General features: G+C 65.9%; 24 protein-coding genes and 1 tRNA gene. 15 read left to right on the plus strand and 10 right to left on the minus strand.

The window, feature by feature from the left end; genetic code table 11:
- Positions 1-98 precede the first annotated feature (98 nt).
- From rpmB to ABIR17_RS07985, 5 genes are all read left to right on the plus strand, one after another.
- Entirely contained in the window at positions 99-335 is a 237-nt protein-coding gene (rpmB, locus tag ABIR17_RS07965) for a 50S ribosomal protein L28 (RefSeq protein ID WP_348003841.1), read from the plus strand.
- Positions 335-505 (plus strand): 50S ribosomal protein L33, encoded by a 171-nt coding sequence (gene rpmG, locus ABIR17_RS07970; protein ID WP_120762131.1) that lies wholly within the window; start codon positions 335-337, stop codon positions 503-505. Before rpmB ends, rpmG begins: the two co-directional genes overlap by 1 nt.
- The gene (gene rpsN, locus ABIR17_RS07975) at positions 505-810 is read left to right on the plus strand and encodes a 30S ribosomal protein S14 (RefSeq protein ID WP_348003842.1); all 306 of its coding nucleotides are present in this window, start codon (positions 505-507) and stop codon (positions 808-810) included. Before rpmG ends, rpsN begins: the two co-directional genes overlap by 1 nt.
- Before the next feature lie 182 nt (positions 811-992).
- A complete protein-coding gene (locus tag ABIR17_RS07980; protein ID WP_348003843.1) occupies positions 993-1,280 on the plus strand; it encodes an HU family DNA-binding protein in 288 nt (95 codons plus the stop codon).
- Positions 1,281-1,390: 110 nt separating this feature from the next.
- Positions 1,391-3,376, plus strand: coding sequence for a cytochrome c oxidase assembly protein (locus ABIR17_RS07985; RefSeq protein ID WP_348003844.1), 1,986 nt, complete (start codon positions 1,391-1,393; stop codon positions 3,374-3,376).
- Here the strand turns inward: ABIR17_RS07985 and ABIR17_RS07990 are convergent.
- Together ABIR17_RS07990 and ABIR17_RS07995 are read right to left on the minus strand one after the other, a co-directional pair.
- Entirely contained in the window at positions 3,348-4,325 is a 978-nt protein-coding gene (locus tag ABIR17_RS07990; RefSeq protein WP_348003845.1) for a hypothetical protein, read from the minus strand. The genes ABIR17_RS07985 and ABIR17_RS07990 overlap by 29 nt on opposite strands.
- A 23-nt stretch (positions 4,326-4,348) precedes the next feature.
- The gene (locus ABIR17_RS07995; RefSeq protein ID WP_348003846.1) at positions 4,349-4,630 is read right to left on the minus strand and encodes a zinc-ribbon domain-containing protein; all 282 of its coding nucleotides are present in this window, start codon (positions 4,628-4,630) and stop codon (positions 4,349-4,351) included.
- Between the two features lie 65 nt (positions 4,631-4,695).
- Here ABIR17_RS07995 and ABIR17_RS08000 point away from each other — a divergent pair, with 65 nt between their 5' ends.
- Positions 4,696-5,994 carry an AAA family ATPase gene (locus ABIR17_RS08000; protein ID WP_348003847.1) on the plus strand — a complete coding sequence of 433 codons (1,299 nt, stop codon included), beginning with the start codon at positions 4,696-4,698 and terminating at the stop codon, positions 5,992-5,994.
- Positions 5,995-6,111: 117 nt separating this feature from the next.
- On the opposite strand, the gene ABIR17_RS08005 is transcribed toward ABIR17_RS08000, so the two are convergent.
- From ABIR17_RS08005 to ABIR17_RS08015, 3 genes are all read right to left on the minus strand, one after another.
- A complete protein-coding gene (locus ABIR17_RS08005; RefSeq protein ID WP_348003848.1) occupies positions 6,112-6,759 on the minus strand; it encodes a biliverdin-producing heme oxygenase in 648 nt (215 codons plus the stop codon).
- Between the two features lie 62 nt (positions 6,760-6,821).
- Entirely contained in the window at positions 6,822-7,298 is a 477-nt protein-coding gene (locus tag ABIR17_RS08010; RefSeq protein WP_348003849.1) for a hypothetical protein, read from the minus strand.
- Between the two features lie 47 nt (positions 7,299-7,345).
- Positions 7,346-7,645, minus strand: a complete 300-nt coding sequence (locus ABIR17_RS08015) for a DUF2470 domain-containing protein (RefSeq protein WP_348003850.1) — start codon at positions 7,643-7,645, stop codon at positions 7,346-7,348.
- A 77-nt stretch (positions 7,646-7,722) separates the two neighbouring features.
- Between ABIR17_RS08015 and ABIR17_RS08020 the strand changes: the two genes are divergently transcribed.
- Positions 7,723-8,679, plus strand: a complete 957-nt coding sequence (locus ABIR17_RS08020) for an alpha/beta hydrolase (protein ID WP_348003851.1) — start codon at positions 7,723-7,725, stop codon at positions 8,677-8,679.
- Positions 8,680-8,693: 14 nt separating this feature from the next.
- On the opposite strand, the gene ABIR17_RS08025 is transcribed toward ABIR17_RS08020, so the two are convergent.
- Positions 8,694-9,770: a hypothetical protein gene (locus ABIR17_RS08025; protein ID WP_348003852.1), complete on the minus strand. Its 1,077-nt coding sequence runs from the start codon at positions 9,768-9,770 to the stop codon at positions 8,694-8,696.
- An 88-nt stretch (positions 9,771-9,858) separates the two neighbouring features.
- Between ABIR17_RS08025 and ABIR17_RS08030 the strand changes: the two genes are divergently transcribed.
- Entirely contained in the window at positions 9,859-11,430 is a 1,572-nt protein-coding gene (locus ABIR17_RS08030) for an AMP-binding protein (RefSeq protein ID WP_348003853.1), read from the plus strand.
- A gap of 17 nt (positions 11,431-11,447) precedes the next feature.
- Here ABIR17_RS08030 and ABIR17_RS08035 read toward each other — a convergent pair whose 3' ends face one another.
- The 3 genes from ABIR17_RS08035 to ABIR17_RS08045 form a co-directional block, all read right to left on the minus strand.
- Positions 11,448-11,783 (minus strand): HepT-like ribonuclease domain-containing protein, encoded by a 336-nt coding sequence (locus tag ABIR17_RS08035; protein WP_348003854.1) that lies wholly within the window; start codon positions 11,781-11,783, stop codon positions 11,448-11,450.
- A complete protein-coding gene (locus ABIR17_RS08040) occupies positions 11,780-12,241 on the minus strand; it encodes a helix-turn-helix domain-containing protein (protein WP_348003855.1) in 462 nt (153 codons plus the stop codon). Before ABIR17_RS08040 ends, ABIR17_RS08035 begins: the two co-directional genes overlap by 4 nt.
- A gap of 102 nt (positions 12,242-12,343) precedes the next feature.
- A tRNA-Gly gene (locus ABIR17_RS08045) sits at positions 12,344-12,414 on the minus strand.
- A 68-nt stretch (positions 12,415-12,482) separates the two neighbouring features.
- Here ABIR17_RS08045 and dcd point away from each other — a divergent pair.
- Positions 12,483-13,088, plus strand: coding sequence for a dCTP deaminase (gene dcd, locus ABIR17_RS08050; RefSeq protein ID WP_348003856.1), 606 nt, complete (start codon positions 12,483-12,485; stop codon positions 13,086-13,088).
- A gap of 9 nt (positions 13,089-13,097) precedes the next feature.
- Here the strand turns inward: dcd and idi are convergent, their stop codons facing one another.
- Positions 13,098-13,640, minus strand: a complete 543-nt coding sequence (gene idi, locus ABIR17_RS08055; protein ID WP_348003857.1) for an isopentenyl-diphosphate Delta-isomerase — start codon at positions 13,638-13,640, stop codon at positions 13,098-13,100.
- 20 nt (positions 13,641-13,660) lie between these two features.
- Here idi and ABIR17_RS08060 point away from each other — a divergent pair, with 20 nt between their 5' ends.
- Genes ABIR17_RS08060 through ABIR17_RS08085 form a run of 6 tightly spaced genes read left to right on the plus strand, consistent with a single transcriptional unit; the run spans position 13,661 to position 18,719 of the window.
- Entirely contained in the window at positions 13,661-14,725 is a 1,065-nt protein-coding gene (locus ABIR17_RS08060; protein ID WP_348003858.1) for a polyprenyl synthetase family protein, read from the plus strand.
- The gene (locus ABIR17_RS08065) at positions 14,722-15,633 is read left to right on the plus strand and encodes a squalene/phytoene synthase family protein (protein WP_348003859.1); all 912 of its coding nucleotides are present in this window, start codon (positions 14,722-14,724) and stop codon (positions 15,631-15,633) included. Before ABIR17_RS08060 ends, ABIR17_RS08065 begins: the two co-directional genes overlap by 4 nt.
- The gene (gene crtI, locus ABIR17_RS08070; RefSeq protein ID WP_348003860.1) at positions 15,630-17,213 is read left to right on the plus strand and encodes a phytoene desaturase family protein; all 1,584 of its coding nucleotides are present in this window, start codon (positions 15,630-15,632) and stop codon (positions 17,211-17,213) included. The genes ABIR17_RS08065 and crtI overlap by 4 nt, the downstream gene beginning before the upstream one ends.
- Positions 17,210-17,554, plus strand: coding sequence for a lycopene cyclase domain-containing protein (locus ABIR17_RS08075; RefSeq protein ID WP_348003861.1), 345 nt, complete (start codon positions 17,210-17,212; stop codon positions 17,552-17,554). The genes crtI and ABIR17_RS08075 overlap by 4 nt, the downstream gene beginning before the upstream one ends.
- Positions 17,551-17,856: a lycopene cyclase domain-containing protein gene (locus tag ABIR17_RS08080; protein WP_348003862.1), complete on the plus strand. Its 306-nt coding sequence runs from the start codon at positions 17,551-17,553 to the stop codon at positions 17,854-17,856. Before ABIR17_RS08075 ends, ABIR17_RS08080 begins: the two co-directional genes overlap by 4 nt.
- Positions 17,853-18,719 carry a prenyltransferase gene (locus tag ABIR17_RS08085; RefSeq protein WP_348003863.1) on the plus strand — a complete coding sequence of 289 codons (867 nt, stop codon included), beginning with the start codon at positions 17,853-17,855 and terminating at the stop codon, positions 18,717-18,719. The genes ABIR17_RS08080 and ABIR17_RS08085 overlap by 4 nt, the downstream gene beginning before the upstream one ends.
- Positions 18,720-18,728 lie beyond the last annotated feature (9 nt).

Consider the following 18,728-nt stretch of genomic DNA (forward strand, 5'->3'; position numbering starts at 1 on the left):
GCTTCTTGTACGTACCGCTCCGAGAGGGGCGGGATCGCGTGCCGACAAGTGATCTTGGGTGAAGCACTCGCTTCACGGTAACCCGTAGGAGGAAAGTCATGGCAGCTGTCTGCCAAGTGACCGGAGCCGTTCCCGGCTTCGGACACAACATCTCAAACTCGCACCGCCGCACGAAGCGCCGCTTCGATCCGAACGTGCAGAAGAAGAAGTACTACGTCCCGTCGCTCAAGCGCACCATCAGCCTCACGTTGTCCGCCAAGGGCATCAAGGTGATTGACGCTCGCGGCATCGAAGCTGTCGTTCAGGATCTGCTGAAGCGTGGGGAGAAGTTCTAATGGCCAAGAAGGCACAAGACGTTCGCCCCATCATCAAGCTGCGCTCCACGGCCGGTACCGGGTACACCTACGTGACCCGCAAGAACCGCCGCAACGACCCCGACCGCATCGTGCTCAAGAAGTACGACCCCATTGTGCGCAAGCACGTCGAATTCCGTGAGGAGCGGTAATGGCTAAGAAGAGCAAGATCGCCAAGAACGACAAGCGCGCCGTCATCGTTGAGCGGTACGCCGCGAAGCGTCTCGAGCTGAAGAAGGCGCTCATCGACCCGAACGGTACCGACGCAACCCGCGACGCCGCCCGCCTCGGGCTGCAGAAGCTGCCGCGCAACGCGTCGCCGGTCCGTCTGCGTAACCGCGACGCCATCGACGGTCGCCCGCGTGGTGTGCTGAGCAAGTACGGAATCTCTCGTGTGCGATTCCGTGACATGGCTCACCGCGGTGAGCTGCCCGGAATCACCAAGTCGAGCTGGTAACAGCCCAGATTTCACCCGAAAGCCCGGTCCCACGCGGATCGGGCTTTCGTCATTTCATCCCCAGATTCCGCCACGGTCCCGACTTCACAGGGATTCACGGTGTTTTCTGTTAGTTTCAATGCGGTTCCGGGGGCGTTTCGACTCCGGCCGCCAACGAAACAACAAGGTCCGAGGAGGACATCATGGCTGACAAGTCACTCAACAAGGCTGATCTCGTGGCCGCTATCGCCGCGGACTCGGGCCAGGGTCAGACCGCGGTTGCCGCCGTCGTCGATTCGCTGTTCGCCGTTCTCGCCAAGTCGCTCCACGACGGCGCGAAGGTCAGCATCCCCGGGTGGTTGAGCGTCGAGCCGACGCAGCGTGCCGCACGTATGGGCCGCAACCCCGCCACCGGCGAAGCGATTCACATCAAAGCCAGCACGGGCGTCAAGGTCTCGGCCGGCAGCAAGCTGAAGGCTGCCGTCAAGTAAGACGTATCGCGAAGGGCGCCGACTGTGTAGTCGGCGCCCTTCGCCGTTTCCGGGCGCAGGTAGCACGGGGGGCGCAGGTTGCACAGGGCGGCGCGGCTTAGGCTTGCGCCGTGCTTCGCCTCATCCGGATCGCCGGGCCAGCCATCCTGCTGCTTGCAGCGTTCGCGGCGGTGCTGATCGGGCTCTCGCTGGGCGGGGGTGCGAAGCCGGGCGTATTCGGCGGCGATCCGATCGTGCTGTACGGCATCCCGATCGCGACCATGATCTACCAGTTCGGGATCGCAACGGCCCTCGGTGCTCTCGCCCTCGCGATCTTCGCGTTCAGTGCACGCGAGCCCGAGTTCGGGCGTGCGCTCGACATCGCCGCCGCAGGCGCCGCGGTGTGGACCGTGGCGGGCGCTGCCGCCGCGTTCCTGACCTTCTCGAGCGCGTACCAGACGTCGCTCAGTTTCGACGAGCGTTACGGCCAAGAGCTCGGGTCGTTCCTCACCCAGCTTCCGGCGGGTCGGGCCTGGCTGATTTCGGTTCTGGTCGGCGCTCTTCTCACCGTGGCGTGTTTCGCGGTGCGCAACGTCACGGTTCTGGGTGCCGTCACGATTGCCGCGGTTCTCGGGCTGGTGCCTCTGGCCAACGACACGGGTCACGCTGCCGGCAACTCGAGCCACGCCGCCGCCGTGACGGCGATCTGGCTGCACACGCTGTTCGCCGCATTCTGGGTCGGCGGGCTGCTGACGATCGCCCTCACCCGCTCGAAACTCAGCCCCGCTCGGCTTGCCGCCGTGATGCCGCGGTACTCAACGATCGCGCTGATCTGTTTCATCGTCGTTGCGGCGTCGGGCTACGTCAGTGCCGCCATCCGGGTCGGAGATTTCCCCTCGCTGCTCACCCCGTACGGGCTCCTGGTGCTGATCAAGGTGGGGGCTCTTGGCGCCTTGGGACTTTTCGGAGCACTCCAACGTCGAGCCATCCTGAAGCGCATTGCCGCGGGCGCCGCGCAGAAGTGGTTCTGGCTGCTCGTCGGGTCGGAGTTGGCGTTCATGGGGATCGCGTCGGGAGTCGCGGCCGCGCTCGCGCGCACCGCTAACCCGGTCTCGCTCGCGCTCCAACCGACGACCCAGACCGCGGCTGAGGTTCTCACCGAGGGCACCCCGCTGCCACCCGAACTGACCGCCGACCGCTGGTTCACCTCATGGAATCTCGACCTGCTGTGGTCGCTCGTGATCGGGTTCGCGATCTTCTTTTATCTCGTCGGCGTGTGGCGCCTGCACCGCCGCGGCGACCGCTGGCCGGTGCATCGCACGATCCTGTGGGTGGCCGGGATGCTCGCGCTGTTCTGGGTGACCAACGGTGCGCTGAACGTGTACGAGCAGTTCCTCTTCAGTCAGCACATGCTCGAACACATGCTGCTGAGCATGACGATCCCCGTGCTGCTCGTGCTGAGTGCGCCGATCACCCTGGGTCTTCGAGCGATTCACAAACGCGACGACGGCAGTCGGGGCCCGCGCGAGTGGATCATGGTGCTCACCCACTCGAAGGCGGCTGCCCTCCTCACGAATCCGATCGTCGCGGGCATCCTGTTCGCGTCCTCGCTGTGGGCGTTTTACTACACCCCGCTGTTCCGGTGGGCGACCGAAGATCACGTCGGCCACACCTGGATGATCATCCACTTCTTGGCGGTCGGCTATTTGTTCGCGGAGGCGCTCGTCGGGGTCGATCCGGTGGCCGAACGCGCGCCGTTCCCGCTGCGGCTGATCCTGTTGCTCGCCGTGATGGCGTTCCACGCATTCTTCGGCCTCTCCCTGATGACGGGTACCGGGCTGTTGCTCGCCGACTGGTACGGAGCGACGGGTCGCACCTGGGGTGATCCGCCGCTCATGGACCAGCAAAACGGCGGCGGGATCGCGTGGAGCGTCGGCGAGATCCCGACCGTCGCGCTGGCCATCCTCGTGGCGTTCCTCTGGAGCCGCAGTGACGAGCGCGATGCCAAACGGGGAGACCGCGCTGCCGCTCGCGACGGGGATGCCGAGCTCACCGCCTACAACGACATGCTGGCGGAGCAAGCCGCTCTCAATCGTCGTAGTGCGGGACGATCCTGAGGGTCGTGTCGTCGGGCTCGATCGTCACACCGAACCGCACGGTGAACTCGACGTCATCGTCGAAGGTGGTGACGGTGCCGTCGAACAGCGACTTCACGTCGACGGTCAGGTGGGCGGTGCCAGTGGTCGGGGGAACGCTCCACTGCCCGAAGGTCGCCGACGCAACAATGTCGAGGTTCGGGTAGTCGACGATCGACCAGGTCGGAGTCGAGACGACGCGGTCCGCGATCGAATGGCCGAGCGGGCATCCGGTCGGAAAGAGCACGAGCTGCGTGGCACAGGTCGTGAGGGTGGCATCCACTTCTTTCATCACCCGGCTCGCGAAGGCGGGCGACGGCTCGATGTCGAGGCTCTCCGCGATCGTGGACGAGGGTCGATCGGGGATGGCGACGACGGCTTCGGCCTGCAGGTAGGTCGAGGTGTGGTCGATCGTGTAGTCGCCGGGCACGAGTACGGCGTAGTCGACGGGATCGGCAGCATCCACTCCGCTGGTGGCGTCGATCCCGTTGATGGTGAAGCGCTGGTCGTGTTCAACGGTGAGGTGCAGCGTCGCGACCGGGGAGATCGCGAACTCCCACCTCGGAAAGATCGCGAAGCGGGTGCCCGCGGCGCGCACCGTGAAACTGCTCAGTCCGTCGCCACTCGGGGCACGCCAGGCGAACGTGACGACCGTGGTGCCGTCGTCGCCGGGCACCTCCGACACTTCACGCAGGTCGGTCAGTCCCACGAGCGCGCGGTCGTTGAGAAAGTCCGTGCGAGCTGCCGGGTCGACGGTCACTCCGGCGAGCCCGAGAGCTCCGGTGGCGTCACCCCGAGCGACCGCCTCGAGGTAGACGCGTACGAAACCGGCCGGGCCGAAGGTGGTCGCGTTGAGCGCCCACACGCCGCCGGTTGCTGCCGCGGTCGCGAGCAGAGCGGCGACCAGCCAGGGCACTACCGCGCGTCGCACCCTTGCATCCTACGAAAGCGCGATCAGTTCGCTTCGAGCCGCTCGTCGAGATCGCGTTCGATCCGCTGGTTGTCGATGAACTCCTGGTAGTGATCGACCTGCTGTTTGTTGATCTCAGTTGTGCCGCCGCAGTTGACACAGGTCACGAAATACCGCGTCGAGACAGGAAACAACGGGATGAAGAAGAGGGTGAACTTCGTCACGCGCTTAAAGATGCGCTGTGCGGCCTGCACCTTGCAGAAGCCACAGAGGAACGAAATGACCGCGAGGGCAATCGAGCTGGTGCGCGTACCGAAGATGATCATCTCCTCACGCTACTCGGCCTTCGGGTGGGGCCAAGGGATGCATTCACAAGGCCTAGAGTTGCCCGGTGGAGCTGCCCGACCTCTCGCCCGAACAGGCGGCAGTGGTCGCGGCGATCGAGAACACTCGGGACCACATCTTCGTCACCGGCCGCGCGGGCACCGGCAAGTCGACGCTCTTGGAGTACCTCTCCTGGTTCTCGTCGCACACGCTCGCGATCTGCGCCCCCACCGGGGTTGCCGCGCTCAACGTCGGTGGCCAGACCATCCATTCGCTGTTCCGGTTGCCGATCGGCGTGATTGCCGATCACGACCTCGAGCAGCCGCCCGAGTTGCGCAAACTGCTGTCGGCGATCGACACCCTGGTGGTCGACGAGGTCTCGATGGTGAACGCCGACCTGCTGGATGCCATGGACCGCTCGCTGCGCCAAGCTCGGCAGCGCCCGCACGAGGCCTTCGGTGGGGTGCAGATCATCCTGTTCGGAGATCCGTATCAGTTGGCTCCGGTGCCGGGTGAGAACGAGGAGCGCGCCTACTTCGCCGATCACTACAAATCGATGTGGTTCTTCGACGCGAAAGTCTGGGACGAAGCCGACCTGCGCATCTACGAGTTGACGACGATCCATCGTCAGCACGAACTCGAGTTCAAGCGACTGCTCACCGCCGTGCGGCATGGCGCCGTGACCGCCGAGATGGCCGGGCGACTCAATGAGGTGGGGGCTCGTCCGGCGCCGACCGAGGGCGCGATCACCCTCGCCACGACGAATGCCGCGGTGGCGAGGATCAACGCTCAGGGTCTCGGCCGCCTGCCGGGTATCTCGAGGTCGGCGGTCGCCGAGGTGACGGGCGAGTTCGGAAACCGCACCTTTCCGGCCGACGAGAAACTCGACCTGAAGCTCGGCGCCCAGGTGATGTTTCTGCGCAATGACACCGGCATGGATCGGCGCTGGGTGAACGGCACGATTGGCGAGGTCGTCAGTATCGGTCGTGGCACGGTCACGGTGGAGGTCGATGGCGAAGACTTCGAGGTGCAACCCGCTGTCTGGGAGCGTTACAAGTACTCCTATGAGGCCGCGACGAAGACCCTGAAGAAGGATGTCGTGGCCGAGTTCACGCAATTTCCGTTGCGGTTGGCGTGGGCGGTCACCATCCATAAATCCCAGGGAAAAACTTATGACCGCGCGATCGTCGATCTCGGGCCGCGCTCGTTTGCGCCGGGGCAGACCTACGTCGCACTCAGCCGCATCACCGAGCTCGAGGGGCTCTACCTGACGAGGCCCCTGCGGCCCAGCGACATCATCGTCGACGACAACGTGCGGCGGTTCATGTCGAAGGTGCAGGCGATTCCCGGTATCCAGGCCGGCTGACCGTAGGGTTGGCGGCTAGGGGGCGGCCGGTCGCGCTTGGCTGGAGCCATGCGCGGATGGACGGACATCGAGCGGGGTCCGACCACGCCTGGCTGGAGCCAAGCGGGACCGTAAGCGCTACGCAGCGGCCTTCGCTGCCGCGAGATCTTCGAACAGGTCGGTGTTGAGGCGGTACGCGGTGATCACCTCGTCGATGACCCGCTCAGACTCGTCCGTCTCCCAGTCGGCGGCGTCGAGCTGCTCGCGGTAGGTGTCTTTGAACGCGCGCGGGTCGGCGATCTGGTCGAACAGGTAGAACAGGATGCCGTTGGTCTCGAACCCGAAATAGCGCGACATCAGGCGGCCGATCGCCTGCCCACCGGAGAGGTCGCCGAGGTAGCGCGTGTAGTGGTGAGCGACGAAACCGCCGCCCCATCCTTCGGCTTCCACCTCGCGGATGCGGGCGACGTAGCGTTCGGTCGCGGGCACGGCGTGGATCTTTTCGCGCCAGTCGGGGCCGACCAGAAACTCCAGGTCGCTTTCGAGCGCCGGAAGACGCGTGAGCTGTTCGTTGATGAAGGGCGCGGCATCCGGGTCGTTGACGAACCGCGTCGCGGCGGCCTCAAGTGCTTCGTAGACGAAGTAATGCTGCGCGACGAGTGCGATGTAGTCGTCGCGGGTGCCGACGCCGGTCATCAGGTCGTGCATGAAGCCCGCCCCTTCGCTCTCGCCGTGACCGGTGCGGGTACGTTCGCGAAGCGCCTGAGAGAAGGGGATGACGGACACGGTCTCATGGTGCCACACGGGCTGAGCGCGACCTAGTTCGTGGCGGAGGGGTGCACGGCGGGCTAGTGCCCGACGTGGGGTGGTGTGGGCACCGGGAGGTGATCGATGGCCCCGGTTGCCAACAGGGCAGGCACCGAGATGAGCGTGACGAGGAGTGCCGCCACGGCGATACCGATCGCGGGCCGACGGGATTCTCGGCCGGTCGGTCGACGCAACCCCATCGCGATTCCGACGGCAATGGCGAGATCGAGCAGCGTCGCGGCGAGCATCGGCAACAGCCGGGGTCCGCTGACCGAGGTGGCGAGAACCAGCACCCACGCGATCGGGGGCACGAGGGCGCCGGCGAGGGTAATCCGGGGCGCGGGGAGACCGGGGCGGGAGACCGCGAGGACGCCCCACAGAATTTCGACCGCACCCACCACCCCGAGACCGACGGCAAGCCCCACCTCGGCGCCGATCGCAAGTGCCAGGTGGATCAGCCCGGCCCCGAGTGCCGCGAATCCGAGAGAGCTGCGGGTGACGACACTCCAGGGGGTCACGGCGCGTTGGGGGTCACGGATGCGGAGGGAGCGTCAGCGCACGTGGGTCAGTGCACTCGGGGGGTGACGCCGAGTTTTTCGCACGCGGCGTCGTAGAGCACGACGACCTCGCGGCGGATCTCGGGTCGTTCGCTCAGCGGGGCGCTGGGCCACGGGATGTGCAGCTGGTGCTCCTCGCCCTCGGCGACGTACCGCCAGGTGCCGCCCTGCTCGTCGAGGTCGTTCATCGTCGCCTCAGTTGCTTCGCGCCCCGAGAAGGCCTTCACGATGAGCACGTTGTCGTCGACATGGTCGCCGTTCATGTGATTCAGCACCGCGTCGACCACTTCGGGAGAGAACACCGTCATGCCCACACGGTAACTCAACGCTCCTGTGTGCCGGGATGGGGTGTGCCGGGATGGGGTTCTCGACTTACGCTCCTTCCATGGATTCGCCCCGCCGCCGCCTCGATGCCATCGCCTGGATCGCGCTCGTGATCGCCGCCGCCGCCGTCGTCGTCGTTGTGTGGGCACTCGTCACGGAGTGGGGCGGCGTCACGCACGGCCACCCCGCGTACGGCGTCCTGCTGGGCCTCGCGGTGCTCGCGGCAATCGTCGCCACTCTGCTCACGCTGCGCCGACGCGGTGTTGCCCGCCGGGGTGGCATCCGCAAGGTCGGCCGGATCGTGCTGCTAATCCTCGCCGTTGGCGGGGTCGCGCTGATCGCCTGGCTGCGCCCGCACTCGGCCCTCGAGCCAGCGCTCGCCGCGATGGAGTCTGGTGGCGGGATCACGGTGACCGAGACCGCGACCGAGATCGTCCTGGCGCCCGCAACACCCGGCTCGATCGCCGTGTTCTACCAGCCCGGAGCGCTCGTCGACCCCCGCGCCTATGCCGCGGTGCTGCGACCCGTGGCGGAGGCCGGCCACACAGTGGTCATCGCCAAGCAACCGCTCGGCATCGGGTTCCTGGCGCTCGGCGCCTTCGACGCGGCGCGGGCTGCGCATCCTGGATTCGCGGGCTGGGTGCTTGCCGGTCATTCGCTCGGCGGGACGGTAGCGGCAATCGAAGCGGATGCCGCCGACGCGGATGCGGTGGCACCGGCCGTCGGCCTGGCGTTCTGCGCCTCCTACCCCGCTGGCGACATCAGCAGGTCATTGACGATCCCGGTCGAATCGATCTCGGGCACACGCGACGGACTGGCAACGCCTCAGAGCATTGCGGCCTCGCGGCCCAACCTGCCCTCGGATGCTGAGTTCACGATCATCGACGGCGCTGGGCACGCCCAGTGCGGCGACTACGGGTTGCAGTCGGGCGACGGTACCCCGTCGATCAGCGACGACGACGCGCGGTCTCAGATCTCGGCCGCGCTGGTTCGTTTCGTGGAGACGGTCGCGGGCTGACCAACAGCCCGCTCTTAGTGGCAGTGTCCGTCGTGGATCGACTTCGCAAGCGCATCAGTTTCGGCGGACATCAGGTACTGGGGGTAGCCCTGCGACCGAGCTTGAACGGCATCGTAGTCAGCGCCGAGGTAGATGACGGAGTATGAGTTCGCCACACCCTCATTGTGGGAGCCAGTAATCGAAGGGCTGCCCGTGCCGCAGATTCCGAAAATTTGCTCGTGCGAGAGCTCATGCTTGATCACATAGATGAAGTCGATGCGTGAATACTCCGCGGGGTAGTAGCTAGTAGCCGCGTTCACGTACACCACGGTCGGGCTATAGCCGCAGAACGCAGCGGCAACATTCGCGCTAGAAGAGCCTTCGGCTGATGGGCAGTACTTTTCGATCACTGAATAGTCGTAGTTGAGCACCACGCCGAACTGGGCGGCGAGAAGCTCCGCGGCCCCCTGGTAGCTACCGTTGGCGTCGGTCTGCGGCTGGAAGTCGCGGGCGTATTGTTCCGGGTCGGCCGCGATCGGGTTGCCATCCGGAGAATTCGGCACGCCGTCCGATTCGTAGACCGTTCCGTCGTTCGAGACCCACCGAATGTGGGTCTCGAAGTCTTCTCCGGCAAGAAAGCGCCGCTCTGTCTCCAGAGTTTTGTCTTTGGCCGCAGCGATTTGTGCGTCCAGGTCCTCAGGATCGGTGCTGGTCAGATCGTCCATGAAAATGAGCGCTGCCTTTTGGTCCGACAGGATGATGAAGAAGTTTTTGTAGTAGTCAGGGCTGCTCGTCAAGGGAACCGGGGTCAGATTGATGATCGTCCCGTCAGTGAGCGCGGCGTCATATTTGTCGTAGACCCCGTGGATGGTGTCGTACATGTCCTGCCATCCGGGGCGCTCCGACATGACGTAGACCGCGACGGGATCGGGCGATTCTTCGGCGACCTGGTGTGACGCATCCGACCAGAGCGAATTGATCCAGACACCGACAAACACCACGATCAGGATGGTGACGACGACGATGCTGCCGCAGGAGATCAGAAGCGCCTTGGCGAACGTGTTGTTGCTTCTCGGGGGCATCGGCGGTTGACCACTTGGGTATACGGACATTCCGAGACTCTATCGGGATGGGGTTTCGCCCCCATTTCGCATTGCGGCCGAAAGGCAGAGGATGAAGGGAGCGATCAAAGGAGATCCCATGTTCCGCAGCCCCTACCCCGACGAGGTCATCCCGAATGTCAGCGTCTTCGACTTTCTGTTCGCCGACCTGAGTGCTGCCGACTCGGAGCGGGTTGCCCTGATCGACGGGCCGACCGGGGCGACCACGACCTTCGGCGCGCTGGTTCAGCAGATCGAAGGGGTCGCGGGGGCGCTCGCCGCACGCGGCCTCGGAGTCGGGGATGTCGTGGCGCTGCACAGCGCCAACGTGCCGGCTTTCGCGGCGGTGTTTCACGGCATCCTGCGCTCGGGTGCGACCGCGACGACCCTCAACGCGCTGTATACCGCGGAGGAGATCGAGACCCAGTTGCGCGACTCGGGCGCGACGTTCATGTTTACGCTCAGCGTGCTCTACCCACAGGCGAAGGCGGCGTGCGACAACCTCGGAATCGACGCCGACCATCTCGTCGTGCTCGACGGGATGGAGGGTCACCAGAGCCTGCGCGACCTGCTCGGCGAGGGGCACGCGGCGCCCGCGGTGTCATTCGATCCCGCCACTCACGTTGCGGTGATGCCCTACTCGTCCGGCACGACCGGGCTGCCCAAGGGCGTGCAACTCAGCCACCGCAACCTGGTCGCCAACGTCGTGCAGACCTATCCGGTGCTGGATGTCGTCGCGGACGATGTCGTGCTCGCCGTGCTGCCGTTCTTCCACATCTACGGCATGACCGTGCTGCTCAACATCGCGATCAAGAAGCGCGCGACGCTGGTCACGATGCCGCGGTTCGACCTCGTGCTATTCCTGACCTTGATCCAGGAGCACCGCTGCACGTACCTGTTCATCGCGCCGCCGATCGCGGTCGCGCTCGCGAAGCACCCGCTGATCGACGAGTACGACCTGTCGAGCGTGCGCGCCATCCTCTCCGGTGCGGCGCCGATCGGGGCCGACCTGATGGCGGCCGTCGCGACCCGACTCGGTGCCCGGATGCGGCAGGGCTACGGGATGTCGGAGGCCAGCCCGGTCACACACGTGCACCCGCCGGAGCGCGACGACCTCTCGATGGGGTCGATCGGAGTGCCGATCGCGAACACCGAGATCCGGTTGGTGTCGGTCGACTCGGGTGGCGACGTCGAGTTGCCTGCTGACGGCGTCAGCGAGCCCGGCGAGATCTGGGTGCGCGGTCCGCAGGTGATGCTCGGCTACCTAGGCCGCGAGGAGGCAACCCGCGAAACCGTGGATGCCGACGGCTGGCTGCACACCGGCGACATCGCGACGGTCGGTGCGAAAGGCGAGTTCTACATCGTCGACCGGCTGAAGGAACTCATCAAGTACAAGGGCTACCAGGTCGCGCCGGCCGAACTCGAAGCGCTGCTGCTCACGCATCCCGACATCACCGATGCCGCCGTGGTCGGTGCGACGGATGAGGACGGGCAGGAGTTCCCGCGCGCCTTCGTCGTGCGTCGGGAGGGCGCCGAACTCGACGGCCCGATGGTGATGGACTTCGTCGCCGAACACGTCGCGCCGCACAAGAAGGTGCGCGAGGTGGAGTTCATTGACGTCGTGCCGAAGTCGTCGTCGGGGAAGATCCTGCGGAAAGACCTCCGCCGCTGAGATTCGGCGGATGGGATTCAGCTCAACAACGCCAAGGCGACTGCGGGGAACTGCACGGCGATCGCCTGCCACAAGATCTCTTCGTCGGTGCCGTCGTAGTCGTGCGCGATGAAATTGCGCACCGCACGGATGCCCCTCCAATCAACCTCAGGGTGGGTTTGCCGGAACGGCTCGGACAGCCGATCGGCCGCCGCTGACAGGTCAACGAGTAGAGATCGCGCGATGCGGCGCTGCTCATCATCCGCAGGGTCGACGAAGTGAGCGTGGCCACGGTCGACCACGCGTTGCGCACTGGCGGCGAAGCGGGCGATGTCGGCAAGGATCGCGGGGGTGCGATCCAGGTCGTCGGTCATACGGGGATGGCTTCTGCGCGAATGCGCTCCATCGCGGGGCCGGTACCGCGATCCGACACCACGTCAACGCCGACACCGAGCAGGTCTTCGACCTCAGACATGAAGCCTGCGAGGTCGAACACCGACGCCTCGGGGGCAGGGTGAACGAGCAGGTCGACATCCGATTCGGCGCCGGCCTCACCGCGGGCAACTGACCCGAACACGCGCACGTCGCTGAGTTGCCGGCCCGTAGCGGCACGGATGATCGCCACCCGCTGCGCCTGCACCTTCTCCAAGGTCGGAGCGTTCAGCACCGCGATCAGGCGATCAAGGGTCGCGGCGGAGGGCGCGCGCCGCCCACTCTCGTATGCGGCGATGTTCGGCTGCGGCACGCCCGCGCGCAGCGCGAGCGCCCGCTGCGACAACCCAGCGTTCAGCCGTCGCACGCGGAGGATGTCGCCGACCGCTTCCTCAGACATGTCGCCATGATAGCGCGGCGATATCAGCGAAGCCTGGTCCGGAGAATAGAGACGGTGAACGGGTTGGAAGTTACAACCGCGTTCGCTGAGAGGTGACGACGGAGCGGATGACGGGAATCGAACCCGCGCTATCAGCTTGGGAAGCTGAAGTTCTGCCATTGAACTACATCCGCGTATCGGTGCGGGGGTGGAGCCCCAGCACCGACTGAGCAAGTGTAACCAACCCCGCTAATCTCGACACATGCTGCTGAGCGACCGCGACATCCGTAAAGAACTGGATGCCGGGCGCATCGGTCTGGAACCTCTCGACCGGGAGATGATCCAGCCGTCGAGCATCGACGTACGGCTCGACCGGTTCTTTCGCCTGTTCGACAACCACAAGTACCCGTTCATCGATCCGGCTGAAGAGCAGCCTGACCTCACCCGTCTCATCGAGACGCGACAGGATGAGCCGTTCATCCTGCACCCCGGGGAATTCGTACTCGGGTCGACGTTCGAACTCGTCACGCTTCCCGACGACATCGCGGCCCGGCTTGAGGGCAAGTCGAGCCTGGGACGCCTCGGGTTGCTGACGCACTCGACCGCCGGGTTCGTCGATCCCGGCTTCTCGGGACACGTGACGCTCGAGTTGAGCAACGTCGCGACCCTGCCGATCAAACTCTGGCCGGGCATGAAGATCGGGCAACTGTGCTTCATCCGCACCAGTTCGCCGGTCGACAACCCCTACGGCTCGGGCCAGTACGGCAACCGTTACCAGGGGCAGCGGGGGCCGACGGCATCCCGATCGTTCCAGAACTTCCACCGCACCGACGTCACGACGACGGATGCCGGCTCGCCGGGCAACTAGGAGCTCCCGCTAGGCAGCTATGGGATCCCACTGCTGCAGTTGCAGCACCAGCCACGGACTGAACGCGAACGGCGCCGCAGTCACCGCTTTCACGAGGTCACCCGGTTTCACCCAGGCCCAGTCGTCGACCTCATCGGGCCGCGGCATCGGGTCGTCGCGCGCGAGCGACCGGTAGACCGGGCAGATCTCGTTTTCGACGACGCCGCCGGCATCCACCGCTCGGTAGCGGAAGTTGGGCAGCACGACCTCGAGATCGTGGATGGGCAGGGCCAGTTCGCGCAGACCGCGGCGGCGGATGGCATCCAGAGGGTCTTCACCGGGAGCCGGGTGCCCGCAGAACGCATTCGTCCAGACGCCGGGAAAGGCAGCCTTGCCGAGCGCGCGGCGGGTGACGAGCATGCGGCCGCGGGCATCGAAGACGTGACACGAGAACGCCAGGTGCAGCGGAGTGTTGTCGCCGTGCACGGTCGCCTTGTCGGCGGTGCCGATCGGGTCGCCATCCTCCGATAGCAGAACGACCTGCTCCGGGGAAGAACCTGAGGGGTATGACATGCCGCCTGTAGTCTGCGTAAATGGATGCGGGCCCGGCGGTTGCCGCTGAGCGGCAGTCGCACGTCGACGCCGTTTTGGCGCGTTTGTTCAGCCTAGCCCGCAAGCGCGCCGAGCCTCTGGGGCCGACATATGTCGAACTCTGGCGACAGATCGAGGCGTCGACGACCGGCGGCAAACGTTTTCGTCCGCGGATGGTTTTTGCCGCATACGGCGCCCTCGGCGGAACCGATTACGAAGCCGCCGCGAATGTGGGAGCGGCTTTCGAGCTGCTGCACACGGCCCTTTGTCTGCACGACGATGTGATCGATCACGACTTCGCGCGGCGCGGAACGCCCAACGTCGCCGGCGTCTATCGCGACGAGGCTCTCGCCGCCGGGGTGGAACTCTCGGCGGCCGAGCACCACGGCTCAAGCGCGGCAGTGATCGCCGGCGACCTCGCCCTGTTCAACGCCTACCGGTTGATCGACCGCAGCGGAGTGAGCGACGACGTGCGCGCCCGACTACTCGAAGTGATGGATGACGCCCTCTTTGCCAGCGCGGCAGGCGAACTCATCGACATCGACTTCGCCCTGAAACCCGAAGATCCGCACGTTGACGACATCCTGACGATGGAGCGTCTGAAGACCGCGGTCTACTCGTTCGAGGGGCCGCTGCAGGCGGGGGCGATCCTCGCCGGGGCGGCCGAGGAGATCATCGAGACCCTGGGTGAGTTCGGCCGCGACATCGGCATCGCCTACCAGTTGGTCGACGACGTGCTCGGAGTGTTCGGTGCCGAAGCCGAGACCGGTAAGACCACGATCGGCGACCTGCGGGAGGGTAAGCGCACGGTGCTCATTGCCTACGCCGCCGCGGCCCGCGGCTGGGATGAACTCGCGCCGCTGTTCGGCGATCCGTCGCTAACGGACGCTGACGCGGCCCGACTGCGCACTCACCTCGTCGATTCCGGAGCCCGAACCTTCGGGGAGGGCCTCGCGCGGTACTACGCCAACCGCGCCGTTACGCGGCTGGTCGAGTCACACATCCCCGAACGCCTGCGCGCCGAACTGCACCCGGTGGCCGACGCCGTGCTCGGGCGGGCAAAGTGAGCCGCTCGAAAACGTCGAAGAAACGGGATGACGGCGGCCCGCGACTCGATCTCTATGGGTCGGTTGCCGAACAGACCGCGTCTCTCGTCATCCGTCGCTATTCAACGTCGTTCGGGATGGCGTCTCGCCTTCTCGGGGTCGGCGTGCGTCAGTCGGTCGAGAACATCTACGCCCTCGTGCGGGTCGCGGACGAGGTCGTTGACGGCGGGGCCGAGGAGGCGGGTGTCGGAGTACTCGTCGCCGGACGCATCCTGAACGAGCTGGAAGCCGAGACCGAACGCGCTCTCGACGAGGGGTACAGCGCGAACCTCGTCGTGCACGCTTTCGCGCGCACCGCTCGGGATGCCGACTTCGGTTCCGAGTTGACCCGTCCGTTCTTCGCCTCGATGCGCGCCGATCTGACGGCGACCCAGCACGACGCCGCGAGTTTCGCCGCCTACGTCTACGGGTCCGCCGAAGTGGTCGGGCTGATGTGCCTGCGGGTTTTCATCCGCGATGCCGCGGTGCCGTACACGCCCGACGAGCTGGAAACTCTGGAGGCCGGAGCCCGCGCCCTCGGGGCAGCGTTTCAGAAGGTGAACTTTCTGCGTGACCTCGCGGCCGACCACGACACGCTCGGGCGCAGCTACTTTCCGGGGATCGACGTCGCGCATTTGACCGAGGATGAGAAGGTGCGACTTCTCGGCGACATCGACCACGATCTCGAGGTCGCCGCGCGAACGCTGCCGCTGCTTCCGATCAGTTCGCGGCGGGCGGTCGCGCTCGCGCAACGACTGTTTGCCGAACTCTCGCGGCGCATCCGGCGTACCCCGGCATCCGAGCTGGTGCGCACCCGGGTGCGCGTGCCCGATCCGGTGAAACTGCGCATTGCGCTGGGCGCCGCGGCTCTGAGCGGTGGCCGAGCATGAGTCGCGTGGCGATCATCGGCGGTGGAATCGGCGGGCTGGCAACGGCCGCACTGCTCGCTCGCGAAGGTCACGACGTCGTGCTGCTTGAACGCAACGAAACTGTCGGCGGTCGCGCGGGCTCGTGGGAAAGCGACGGGTTCCGCTTCGATACCGGTCCGTCGTGGTACCTGATGCCCGAAGTGTTTGACCACTTCTACCGGCTGATGGGCACAACGGCTGCCGAACAACTCGATCTCGTGCAGCTCGATCCGGGCTACCGGGTCTACGCGGAGGGCCACACCGAACCGCTCGACGTCGCAGCCGATGTCGAAGAGACCCTCGAGACGTTCGAAGCACTGGAACCGGGATCGGCGCTGAAGGTCGCGAAGTACCTCGACCGGGCGAAGGAGATCTACGACCTCGCCCTCGCCCGCTTTCTCTACACCACGTTCGCGCGACTCAGGCCTGTCTTCGGCGGAGACGTCGCGGCGAAGGGTGGTCGACTCGGCCGACTTCTGCTCGAACCCCTCGACCGGCTCGTGAACCGAACGGTGCGCGACTCGCGACTTCGACAGGTACTGGGCTACCCGGCAGTTTTCCTGGGCTCGGCGCCCGCGCTCACCCCGAGCATGTATTCGCTGATGAGTCACCTCGATCTGGTCGACGGCGTCTACTACCCGGTCGGTGGTTTCACGACCGTGATCGAGTCGGTCGCCGCTCTCGCGAGGGATGCCGGAGCCGAGCTGCGCACCGGCGTCGAGGTGCGGCGGATTCTCGTGACGAAGCGCGCCGCTACCGGCGTCGAGGTGCTGGGACCGAACGGCGTGGAGTTCATCGACGCCGACCTCGTGATTTCGGGCGCCGACCTCCACCACACCGAAACCCAACTGCTCGACGATCCGGCGACGCGCAGCTACCCCGAGGCGTACTGGCGCAAAGCGGTCGCCGGCCCGAGCGCACTCCTGGTGCTGCTCGGCATCGAGGGAGAACTGCCGCAGCTCGAGCATCACACGCTGTTCTTCGCCGAAGCCTGGGCCGAGAACTTCGAGGCGATCTTCGGCTCCCACCCGCGCGTACCCGGTACGCCGTCGTTTTACGTGTGCAAACCGAGCGGCGTCGATGCGTCCGTGGCGCCGGAGGGGACCGAAAACGTGTTCGTGCTGGTACCGCTTCCCGCGGATCCCGGCCTCGGGCACGGCGGCGTCGAGGGCGCAGGCGATGCGGCGATCGAGGCGCTCGCCGACGAAGTCATCGCCCGGATGGCGGACTGGGGCGGCATCCCGGATCTCGCGTCGCGCATCGTGCTGCGCCGCACCATCGGACCGGCCGACTTCGTCGACACCCTGCACGCCTGGAAGGGCACCGCTCTCGGGCCCGCCCACACCCTCCGGCAGAGCGCGTTCTTCCGCCCGGGCAACAAGAGCAAGCGTGTCGACAATCTGTACTACGTCGGCTCGTCGACGATCCCGGGGATCGGGTTGCCGATGTGTCTGATCTCGGCGGAACTGATCGTGAAGAGGTTGCGCGGTGACACATCGGCTGGACCGTTGCCCGAGCCGTTGCGGGCGACGAAGGCCAAGACTTCCGAAGCGCTCGCGTGAGCTTCCTCTATCTCGCCGGCCTGCTGGTCGCACTTACCGGCATGGTGGTTCTGGATGCTCGCTTCCGCCTGTTTTTCTGGGTCGCGCCGGCGCGCGCGGCGATCACCCTGGCGCTCGGGATCGCGTTCTTCCTGGTCTGGGATGTCGCCGGCATCTCGCTCGGCATCTTCTTTCGCGGTAACCCCGGCATCCTCACCGGGGTGTTGATCGGCGCGGAGTTGCCCCTCGAGGAGGTCTTCTTCCTCGCCCTGCTCTGCTACCTGTGCATGAACTTGTACGGTGCGGTAACCCGCTGGTTGAGCAGTCGCGGAACGCGGCGTGTCGAAACCGAGCCCCGATGACCTATTGGGCGCTGAATGCACTCTTTCTGGGTGTCGTCGCCGTGGTGGCAGTGGCCGCGATCCTCACCCGCCGATCCCCCCGCTGGCGGGCGGTCGGGCTCGCCGCGATCCCGCTCCTGATCCTCACCGCCGTGTTCGACAACGTGCTGGTCGGCACCGGCATCGTGGGTTACGCGCGCGACCGGATCAGCGGCATCCTGATCGGCGTCGCCCCCCTCGAGGATTTCTGTTACGCGATCGCTGCCCTCGTCCTGCTGCCGTCGCTGTGGTCGTTGCTCGCTCCGCGGAAGGTGACCCCGTGATCCGCGCGCTCTTTCTCACCAGTCGTCCGCTGAGCTGGGTGAACACGGCCTTCCCCTTCGCGGCGGCCTACCTGATGACCACTCAGGCCGTCGATGCGACCCTGATCATCGGAACACTGTTCTTTCTCATCCCGTACAACTTCGCGATGTACGGCATCAACGATGTCTTCGACTACGAGTCCGATCTGCGCAACCCGCGCAAGGGCGGCGTCGAGGGTGCCCTGCTCGACCCGAAGTGGCACCGGCTCGTGCTCTGGCTGTCGGGCATCGTGGCGCTGCCGTTCGTCGTGTACCTGGTGGTCGTCGGGGGTCCGGCATCCTGGATCGCTCTCGCGGTCAGCCTGTTCGCGGTCGTCGCCTATTCGGCGAAAGGGCTGCGCTTCAAGGAGCGGCCGTTCCTCGACTCGCTCACCTCCGCCACCCACTTCGTCTCGCCTGCCGTCTACGGTCTGCTGCTCGCCGGCGCCACCTTCACGTCTGGCCTGTACGCGTTGCTCGCCGCGTTCTTCCTGTGGGGCGCGGCGTCGCATGCGTTTGGAGCGGTTCAGGATGTCGTAGCCGACCGCGAAGGAGGCATCGGCTCCGTCGCAACCGTGATCGGCTCTCGCCGCACCGTGAGGCTGTCGGTGACGCTGTATCTGCTCGCCGGCATCCTGTTGCTCGCCCTGCCGTGGCCGGGGTGGCTGGCTGCCGTTCTCGCCGTGCCCTACGTCGTCAACGCGCTGCCGTGGTGGCGGGTCACCGACGAGACCGCGCCGACCGCCAACCGCGGCTGGCGCCGGTTCCTGTGGCTCAACTTCGTCACCGGATTCGCCGTCACGATGTTGCTGATCGTCTACGCCGTGCTGTCGTGCCTCTGCTAGCGCGGATGA

Origin of the sequence: Pseudolysinimonas sp., assembly GCF_039912695.1 — a bacterium.
Classification (GTDB): Bacteria; Actinomycetota; Actinomycetes; order Actinomycetales; family Microbacteriaceae; genus Pseudolysinimonas_A.